The organism is Microbacterium sp. (genome assembly GCF_052099035.1).
Classification (GTDB): Bacteria; Actinomycetota; Actinomycetes; order Actinomycetales; family Microbacteriaceae; genus Microbacterium.
Genome location: NZ_JBQDSX010000024.1, coordinates 36,408 through 45,355 on the forward strand (window position 1 = coordinate 36,408; position 8,948 = coordinate 45,355).

Below are 8,948 nucleotides of genomic sequence, written 5' to 3' on the forward strand. Positions count from 1 at the left end.
TCGTCCTGATCGCGAACTCGTGGATCGGCCATCACCGGCAGTACAACGAGGTCGATGTGATCACCCGGCCATTGCTGTGGATCAATGTCGCGTGGATGGCGACGATCGTCTGGCTTCCGGTGCCCACCGCGATGCTCGGACAGATGGATTCGGACCCGTTGCAGGTGGTGCTGTACATCGGCACGCTCATCCTCACGCAGATCACGACTTTCGCCGGGCGGCTGTATCTGTTGCAGCATCCGACCTATACGAGAAGCGAGCCCGAACGGATCCGCATGGGCGCTGTCTCGGACGTCGTATCGGCCACGCTCTTTTTCGTCGCGATGTTGATCGTCATCGCCGTCGGATCGGTGGGCTACTTCGCGCTGTTCCTGCTGGGGCTGACAGGTCTTCTCACAAGGGCATTGAGCGGGCGCTCCCGAGCACGCGGGTAGGCTTATCCCCGGCATCCCGACCGTCTTTTCTGAGGAGCAAACGCATGGGCGCACACGACGCCGTCATCGAGATTCCGCGCGGCAGCCGCGTGAAGTACGAAGTCGACCACGAAACCGGGCGAGTCCACCTCGACCGTGTTCTGTACACGTCCTTCGGGTATCCGGCCGATTACGGCTACTTCGACAACACGCTCGGCGAGGACGGCGACCCCCTCGATGTGCTCGTGCTGCTCGACCACGCGATCTACCCGGGTGTCGTCGTCGAGGTGCGTCCCGTCGCCGTTCTCAAGATGAGCGACGAGGCCGGCGGAGACGACAAGCTCGTCGCCGTGCTGAGCAAGGACCCGCGCTGGGCGCACATCCAGGATGTCGATGACCTTGCCGAGTACACGAAGAAGGAGATCGCGCACTTCTTCGAGCACTACAAGGACCTCGAGCCGAACAAGTGGGTCAAGGTCGACGAGTGGGGCGACGCCGCCGAGGCGCAGCGCATCCTCGATGAGGCCATCGTCCGCGCCGGCGAGACGCACTGATACCTGTACATAAGAATCCCCCGTGCCGCGATCAGCGGGCGGGGGATTCTTCGTGTGTGCGGCGCGGTCTCAGACCGAGACGCCGCGCGCAGCCATGAAGCCAATGGGGTTCGTGTAGCCGCCCCAGATGTACACCTCGAAGTGCAGGTGGCAGCCGAAAGAGTTTCCAGTGTTTCCGGCGTAGGCGATGACCTGTCCTGCGTTGACCCACTGCCCGCCGCTGACCGCGAACGAGTTGATGTGGCCGTAGCCGGTGCCGATGCCGTCGCCGTGCTGGATGCGGATGTAGTTGCCGTAGCCGCCGTTCCAACCTGCGTAGTCGACGGTGCCGGACTGTGCCGCGAAGATCGGTGCGCCGCAGCCGTTTGCGAGGTCGACGCCGTAGTGGAATCCGCTGGAGCAATAGCTGTTCCCGCACTGGACGATGCGCTCGCCGTAGCCGGAGCTGCGCCATCCACCGTGCGGACGCACCCAGCCGCCGGTACCGACGGAACCGCCACCACCGCCACCGCCTCCGCCTCCGCCTCCGCCTCCGCCACCGTTGTTGTTGTTCTTGGCGGCTTCCGCGGCTGCTGCTGCGGCTGCCGCTTCGGCGGCCCTGCGGGCAGCTTCTTCTTGCCGCTTACGCTCGGCTTCGCGAACGCGAACGCCCTCTTCGTAGTCGGCCACGGTCTTTGCCGTGTTGTCCTTGAGGGCTGCGAGCTGAGCCTCGAGCGTCGAAAGGTTCGCAGTCTGCTCTGCGAGCGCGGCCTCGGCGGCCGCGGCAGCATTCTGCGCGGCGACCATCTTCTCTTCGGCGACCTTCTGCAAGCGGTCTCGCTCAGTGCGTGCGACGACCGCCTGATCGCTGAGCGCCTGTGCGGAGTTGCGGGCGGCGACAGCCTTGTCGTAGACGGACTGGTTGAACCCCAGCATCTTGTCCATCGTGCCCAGGCGTGACAGCAGTTCGTCAGCGCTGGCTGCGGAACCCGCGAAGAACAGCTCCAGCGCCGTGTCGTCACCGCCGTTGCGGTAGAGCTGTGCGGCAACCTGGCCGGCCTTGCGAGCGGACTCGTCGGCGATCTGAGCTTGCTCATCGGCCTGAGACTGGAGGGAGTCTGCCTCGGCGATCGCCGCGAAGTATGCCTGCTGCGCCTCGTAGAACGCGTTGCCGGCGGCTTCAGCAGCTGCCTTCGTTTCGGCGACCCGCTGGGTCAGGGACTGGATCAGTCCCTCGATGCGCGCGACTTCGGCCGCCTTGGCCGCCTCATTGTTCTTGGCGTTCTGGACGTCATCCCAACTCGGATACGAGGCGGCGTATGCAGCGCTGACGCCGGAGCCGATGCCGAAGGCGCTGAGGGCTGCGACGCTGAGGGCGCCCAGGCCGAGGGCATTGCGGCGCGTGAGAGAGCCCTTCTGCCAGAAGGTGCTCCGTTCGGCGGTGCTGGGAGCGCAGTTACAGGAGTCGCCCGCATCAAGCGCAGCATCCATGGGGGACAGCTCGTTGTTCACACGGCCCCTTCCGCCGAATTCACTCATGCAACAGTAACAACATCTTTAACATCCGCAACAGGCAGTTCTCGGCGCTACAACACTCTGCGAACGCTCCATCGTCACTCAGAAACGCCCGGGCGTTCGGCAGGCTCGCCCTCGATTGGTGTTTTCGGCAAAACATCCTTTATGCTTGAGCGTCGGCAAGGAAGTCCCCCGGGACGCCCTTCGGCCCCATCGTTTAGCGGCCTAGGACGCCGCCCTTTCACGGCGGTAGCACGGGTTCGAATCCCGTTGGGGTCACTCCATCCGATATAATTTAAAAAGTATGGCCCTGTAGCGCAGTTGGTTAGCGTGCCGCCCTGTCACGGCGGAGGTCGCGGGTTCAAGTCCCGTCAGGGTCGCTCCGGTGTTGGGCCTTCTTTCGAGAGGGCCCTTCGCATAGGATGCGGCAGTATGCGTCGCACGGCTCTGTAGCTCAGTTGGTAGAGCGCACGACTGAAAATCGTGAGGTCACGGGATCGACGCCCGTCGGAGCCACACGGATCATCATTACAGTGATCCCAGAAACCCTCGCCTAGCTTCTACATGGCGGGGGTTTTGCTTTGCCCGGATGAGGCAGGTTTTCTGAGCCGATCGTCGAGCATGTTGATCCGCGTGCCTGCGCCGGTTCATGAGTGAGCGCAGCCCGGGGACCGCCTGGACAGTCTCACTCGATCAGTGCATAATTATTGTTTCAAACCAATGATTGTGCAGCTATGGAGATCTCGACAAAGGAAGCAGCTCGGCGCTTACAAGTGAGCCCGCAGCGAGTACTCTCCCTGCTTCACGACGAACAACTCGCAGGCAGACGTGTGGGGCGCACGTGGCTCGTCGACGAGACCTCGGTTGCCGCGCGCGCATCACTCGGAATCTCAGCGGGACGCCCGTGGACCCCGGCAACCATCCGCCGCATCATCGATGCTCTCTCGGACGGCGGGCGACTCAGCAAGCGGGACACCGGTCTCGTCATGCAAGCAAGCGCTGAGGAGCTGGCGGCGAAGATCGGCCAGGCGGTCACGGTTCGCCGGTACTCCACGAGATGGACGGAGCGCATACCCGAGCATCTGACCCTCACGGGCGAAAATGCGATCGATCGGATCACTACCGAGCCGTGGCGGCAGTTGCACGCCGGCGCGCGTGGTCTCCATGGGTATGTTCACAACGAGGACGCCTTTCGGACGCTCGCGGCCGCTGCGCGCCTCGTCGAGGATTCAACGGGTGACGTATTCGTCTACCGGATTCGCGACGATGTGTTCCCGTGGCCGGAGACGCCCGTCGGGCTCGTCGCCGCGGACTGCTTCCGCTCAACATCGACGCGGGTCAGGTCAGTGGGAGTTGATGCACTGCTGAAGATGAGGGCGCAATGGTTGACGAGTATCGCCTGACGGACGTCGACATCACTGCTCCACCGTGGCCGCTTCTGATCGAAGTCGTCGAGGCGACCCCACCTCATAGCTGGGTGTTGATGGGTGGGATGATGACTCACCTCCACGCGCTACGAGGCCGTGTCTCCGCCGCTCGACCCACAACGGACGTCGACGTACTCCTCAATCTCCAAGCAATCGCTGCCGATGTCAGCGCTGTGGCCGGACCGCTCCAGAGCCTGGGAATGCGTCCGGTGGAGCCCAGTGGCCCCTTCCATAGATTCAGGCGGGGCCAAGACATCGTCGACATCATGGTGACCAACCTGGCCGGCCGCGCGAGATGGATGTCGCGCCCCATCATGCGCGCCCCTGGCGCCACACTCGCGCTGCAGGGCCCGGACGTCTACATCGTGGAAGCCGACGGCCGCGACGTTCGGATCGCCGTTCCTCGAACACCAGCGGCGCTCGTGCTCAAGGCAGCCGCGTTCAAGAACGATCAAAGAGACCGCGGGCGCCACCTCGAAGACATTCTGGTTCTCCTGGCGTCCGACACCAACAACCCGCTGGAGTACTCGAGCATCCCCACCGCTCAACGTCGACACCTGCGGCCAGCAGTAGAGCACCTCGGCGATCTTGGCCACCCTGCCTGGCAGATACTCGACGAGCACGACCGGGAGCTCGCGAGACGCGCGTTCGAGACGCTCGTGCAGCGGACTTGAACGCACGGGCGCACGGGCGCACGACGCAAGGATGTGTGAGAACTTTCTTTACTCGTTCAAGGCCGGCCTCACGGCCGGACGCAGTCAGCTCGGCAGTAACGCGCACTCCGCGTCAGGCTCGAAACATCCCCCGGATGCGCACCCACACGGGATCCGCCTCGCTCGCCCCGGAAACGAGTCGCATGACTCCCCCCGCCTGCCCCAGTCCGCTGGCCAGTGACACGACCCCGATGATGAGGGCGGCCACCGACAGCGCATTGGTGCCTTCGACGACGTCGCGGATGAAGAGCGCGATGCCGGCAACGGCTACCAGCAGCGCGAGGCTGGCCGTCATGACTCGGACGAAGATCCGCGGCTCGAAGTTCACCGTACGCGCGGATACCCATCCGCCGGTGCCCCGCGCCCGTGCACCTCGGGCGTAGGGCAGTCGCATCCACGCCACGGCTGCGCGCAGCATCCGACGGCCGGTAAGCCACAGACGCACCAGCATCCATCCGCTCACGGCGGCAACGACCAGCGAAACGCAGACGATCACGATGTCGATCCCCGTGATCAGCACGCCCGGTGCGATCATGGCCGCGATCATTCCGACCGCGACGAAGAGCCCGACGATGAAGACGAGGTAGGCGGCGAGGCCAACCAGCCACCTCGACCATCGTTCGTAGTCGGTCCGCAGCACCGCGACTACACGATCGGCATCCTGCACCGCGGAGGTGTCGTCCGGCAGAGCGAGAAGCTCCCTCGCTGATTTTCCGATGAATGCAAAAGCCACGGTTACGACGCTACCGGCTGCGGATCAGCCTCGATGGCCCCGGCACTCCCTCAGCAGTGAACGTCAGATCAGGGCGCGGCGCGCGAAGCGCAGCCCGCACGATACGCTGACGACCCGGCATCCGCGATGGGCGAAGGAGCAACGAGTGACCGAAGCGATCGACGACTGGACCCGCCTGTGCACCCTGATCGATGACGATCCAGAACTCGCACCGTCCGCGCTCGACGCGATCGAAGCGGGCGAAGGCCCCTGGGAGGCTCTGATCGGCGGCCTGGATGACTCGGGCGCCCTTGCCTATCTCGACCGGAGTGACACCGGCGCAGAGCTCGCCGAAGCGCTGCCCGCGCTGCCGCGCGTCGTCCGCACCGGCATCGATCTCGATACGGTCGGCGACATCGACGACCTGGATGCCGCGATCGAGAAGGCGAACGAACTCCTCGCCCCGCACAGCATTCATCTCATCCACATCGAGGATCCTGAAGACGAAGAGGCCTACCCTCTCATCGCCGTCCCGACAGGGAACGTGGACGAGATTCGCGGGCTGATCGCGAAGCTTCCGATCTGATTCCGCGGCATCCCTGATCGGATGCTGTCGCTCGTCGCACTTACTCGCCAAAATGGAGTCATGCCTATCGAACGTCAGTGGCGCCTGCTGACCACAGTGCGGCGCGCACTCAACACCGATCCGTCGCATGTCGCCCTCACCGAGCTGCAGCCCATCGTCGGCGCAACCGTGGTCGTGCACATCCTCGATCTCGCACTGCGCCTGGGCGAATCGATGTTCGCGGTCGGAGCATCCGCCCACGACGTCACCTTCGCGATCACTCGTGTCGCCAAGGTCTACGGCCTCGCTGGAGTGCACGTCGAAGTCACCTACGACGCGATCAGCGTCTCGTACCACCGCGGCGAGGACGACTGGCCGACCACGCTGATGCGCGTGGTCCGCGCCGCATCACCGGATCACGCGAAGCTGCAGCGCCTGCAGGCGCTGTTCGTCGACATCACCGACGGCATGGACCTTGCCGAGGCACGCAGCACGTTCCGCGTCATCCGGCGCACACCGTTCCTCTACCGACCGATCGTCGTCATCTTCGCGCGTGCCCTGCTCGCCGTCGGCGTCGCCATCCTGTACGGCGCCGCGCCGATCATCATCCTGCTGAGCTTCATCGCCGCTCTCGCTGCCGCGCTCGCGCAGGCAGGTCTCGTTCGCCTCCAAGTGCCCTCGTTCTTCAGCCAGATCGCCGGCGGATTCGTCATCACCGCGGTCACGACAGTCGTCTCCGCACTCGGGCAGGCCGGGTTCGCCCCGTTCGTCGACGTGAATCCATCGATCATCGTGGCATCCGGGATCGTGCTGATGCTCTCCGGGCTCACGGTCGTCGGCGCGGCCCAGGACGCCATCGACGGCTTCGCGCTCACCGCGGTCGGCCGCATCCTCGATCTCACCATGCAGACGCTCGGCGTCGTCCTCGGCATCCTCATCGGCCTGGAAATCGCGCGCGTCTTCGGCTTCAGCATCCCGCTGCCGACCGACGCGATCCCCTTCGGGACGCTTGTTGCGCAGATCGGCGGCGCGATCATCATCTCGGTGGCCGTGGCTCTGTTCAACGGCGCAGGGGTTCGCATCATCGTCGTCAGTGCGCTGCTGAGCACTGTCGCGATCATCGCCTACAGCATGACCCTGCAACTCGGCCTGCAGCCCGGAGCCGCCAGCGGCGTCGGCGCGCTGATGGCGAGCTTCATCGGCATCCTCGTCGCCCGCAGCATGCACCTGCCGTCCGTGGCCGTCACGACCGCGGCGATCGTTCCTCTCGTTCCGGGTACCGCAGTCTTCCGCGGGCTGCTCGGCATGGTGGAGTCCGATGGAACGGCCGAGGGGATGCTGGTGGGCATCGACCCGCTCGTCCTCGCGGCATCCATCGGCATCGGCCTCGCCGCGGGCGCCTCGCTGGGTCTGTACCTGGGCACGCCACTGCGCGCCACGCTGGCAACGGTGTCGAAGTCGCGAGCTCGCGTGCGTCGCTGACTCGCTCCGCGTTATGCGTCCCAGACCGTCGGGCGCGGCATCGGCCCCACGCGCCGCTCCAGCTCCGCGGCGAGCGCGATGATCGCCGCCTCTCCCCCCGGGCGTCCGATCAGCTGCACGCTGACCGGGTGTCCCGCGGTATCCAGCGTCACCGGCACCACGATCGCAGGAAGCCCCGAGACGTTCACGAAGCTCGAGTACGGCGCGTACCGCACCTGCTGCGAGAAGTTGCGTGCGGCGTCGCGCGCGTCGAACCAGCCGATCGGCTGCGGAGGAAGCGCCAGCGCCGGAGTCAGCACGGCATCGAACGGAGCGAAAGCCGTGATCGTCTGCCGCTCGAACGCCGTGGCGGCGGCGAGCGCCTCGAGCACCTGCGCCCCGGTGAGTCTCCGCCCCTCACGCACCAGCCACGCGGTGATCGGCTCCACGAGTTCGAGTTCGGCATCCGACAGGGTCATGCGCGCAGCGCTCGTGCGCCAGATGGTCGTGAACATCTCGGCGTAGCCGCGCGGGCGCCAGTCGAATGCGTCCACGCCTGCGCCGGAATCTGACAGCAGATCCGCCGCGATAGCCACCGCTCGGGCGGCATCGGGATCGAGACGGATGTCGTCGGCGTCATCCCACGGCGAGACCGTCGTCACGCCGATACGAGTGGATGCTGCGACCGCACAGGTCGCCGCATCGAGGAACGGGCCCGTGCCTGGAGCCGCGGTCGCGTACGGGTAGGGGCGCCCCGCCACCTGGACGTCGAGAAGCAGTGCCGCATCGGCGACGGTGCGCGCGATGGGGCCAGCAACGGGCAGCCCGCCCGGGCTGTCGAGCCCGGATGCGAACGGCACACACCCCCGCGAAGGCTTGATGCCGACGACGCCGACGGTCGCTGCGGGAATCCGAATCGACCCACCGCCATCGGATGCCGGCGCGAGCGGCAAGAGCCCTGCAGCTACTGCGGTCGCCGCTCCTCCACTCGACCCACCTGCACCGTTCTCCGTGTTCCACGGGTCGCGCGCTGGTGGCGCGATCTGCGTCTCGGTGTAGCCGGTGAGGCCGAACTCCGGAGTGTTCGTCTTGCCGAGGCTGATGCCGCCAGCCTCATCGAGCACGGCGGCCTGGTCGCCGGTGGCATCCGGCACGAAATCCTGATGCAGCCGCGAGCCGAAGCGCGTGGGGACTCCCGCGCGCGGTACGAGGTCCTTGTCGCCGAACGGCAGGCCCCAGAGAGCCCCGGCAGGCTGCTCGTCCTCAAGAGAGGCGGCGCGCGCGAGCGCGGCATCCGCCGTGACCTCGACGAACGCGCCCAGGCCAGCGTCGAGCCGCGCAATGCGTTGGAGGTAGTGCCGGGTGAGCTCGACGGGGCTGACATCGCCCGCACGCAGCGCCGCCAGCTGCTCGATCGCGGTCAACTCGTGCAGTTCAGCCATGGTTCGAGCCTATGGGCACGTTGAGGCAGCGCGCACATGCACGAGGCCCCTCCCGCAACAATAAAACTGTGCGGGAGGGGCCTCGAAAACTCGTGCAGCGTCTGTGTCCTATACCCGCTGGAACTGCGTGACCGCCGGGCAGTCGAACGGGTCGGACGCGGCAAGAC

General features: G+C 65.9%; 9 protein-coding genes and 3 tRNA genes. 9 read left to right on the plus strand and 3 right to left on the minus strand.

The genetic code is table 11. The features are described 5' to 3' along the window. Together ACTIAO_RS09480 and ppa are read left to right on the plus strand one after the other, a co-directional pair. Nucleotides 1–434: TMEM175 family protein (locus ACTIAO_RS09480; RefSeq protein ID WP_441906048.1), on the plus strand; the 434-nt coding region annotated here is incomplete at its 5' end. A 44-nt stretch (nt 435–478) separates the two neighbouring features. Beyond that, the gene (gene ppa / locus ACTIAO_RS09485; protein WP_441906049.1) at nt 479–967 is read left to right on the plus strand and encodes an inorganic diphosphatase; all 489 of its coding nucleotides are present in this window, start codon (nt 479–481) and stop codon (nt 965–967) included. A gap of 69 nt (nt 968–1,036) precedes the next feature. On the opposite strand, the gene ACTIAO_RS09490 is transcribed toward ppa, so the two are convergent. Continuing rightward, the gene (locus tag ACTIAO_RS09490; RefSeq protein WP_441906056.1) at nt 1,037–2,437 is read right to left on the minus strand and encodes a M23 family metallopeptidase; all 1,401 of its coding nucleotides are present in this window, start codon (nt 2,435–2,437) and stop codon (nt 1,037–1,039) included. 230 nt (nt 2,438–2,667) lie between these two features. Between ACTIAO_RS09490 and ACTIAO_RS09495 the strand changes: the two genes are divergently transcribed. The 5 genes from ACTIAO_RS09495 to ACTIAO_RS09515 all read left to right on the plus strand — a co-directional run bounded on the left by ACTIAO_RS09495 (nt 2,668) and on the right by ACTIAO_RS09515 (nt 4,562). Then, nucleotides 2,668–2,740: transfer RNA gene (locus tag ACTIAO_RS09495), tRNA-Glu, on the plus strand. A 27-nt stretch (nt 2,741–2,767) separates the two neighbouring features. Then, nucleotides 2,768–2,841: transfer RNA gene (locus ACTIAO_RS09500), tRNA-Asp, on the plus strand. A gap of 63 nt (nt 2,842–2,904) precedes the next feature. Continuing rightward, nucleotides 2,905–2,977, plus strand: a tRNA-Phe gene (locus tag ACTIAO_RS09505). A gap of 314 nt (nt 2,978–3,291) precedes the next feature. Beyond that, a complete protein-coding gene (locus tag ACTIAO_RS09510; protein WP_441906050.1) occupies nt 3,292–3,864 on the plus strand; it encodes a hypothetical protein in 573 nt (190 codons plus the stop codon). After that, nucleotides 3,843–4,562 carry a hypothetical protein gene (locus tag ACTIAO_RS09515; RefSeq protein ID WP_441906051.1) on the plus strand — a complete coding sequence of 240 codons (720 nt, stop codon included), beginning with the start codon at nt 3,843–3,845 and terminating at the stop codon, nt 4,560–4,562. Before ACTIAO_RS09510 ends, ACTIAO_RS09515 begins: the two co-directional genes overlap by 22 nt. 112 nt (nt 4,563–4,674) lie before the next feature. Here the strand turns inward: ACTIAO_RS09515 and ACTIAO_RS09520 are convergent, their stop codons facing one another. Beyond that, nucleotides 4,675–5,334 (minus strand): hypothetical protein, encoded by a 660-nt coding sequence (locus ACTIAO_RS09520; protein ID WP_441906052.1) that lies wholly within the window; start codon nt 5,332–5,334, stop codon nt 4,675–4,677. A gap of 145 nt (nt 5,335–5,479) precedes the next feature. On the opposite strand from ACTIAO_RS09520, the gene ACTIAO_RS09525 reads away from it, so the two are divergent. Next, a complete protein-coding gene (locus ACTIAO_RS09525; RefSeq protein WP_441906053.1) occupies nt 5,480–5,899 on the plus strand; it encodes a DUF6630 family protein in 420 nt (139 codons plus the stop codon). Nucleotides 5,900–5,959: 60 nt separating this feature from the next. Next, on the plus strand, nt 5,960–7,360 hold the full coding sequence (locus tag ACTIAO_RS09530) for a threonine/serine ThrE exporter family protein (RefSeq protein ID WP_441906054.1): 1,401 nt from the start codon (nt 5,960–5,962) through the stop codon (nt 7,358–7,360). Nucleotides 7,361–7,371: 11 nt separating this feature from the next. Here ACTIAO_RS09530 and ACTIAO_RS09535 read toward each other — a convergent pair whose 3' ends face one another. After that, nucleotides 7,372–8,781 carry an amidase gene (locus ACTIAO_RS09535; protein WP_441906055.1) on the minus strand — a complete coding sequence of 470 codons (1,410 nt, stop codon included), beginning with the start codon at nt 8,779–8,781 and terminating at the stop codon, nt 7,372–7,374. Between the last annotated feature and the right edge of the window lie 167 nt (nt 8,782–8,948).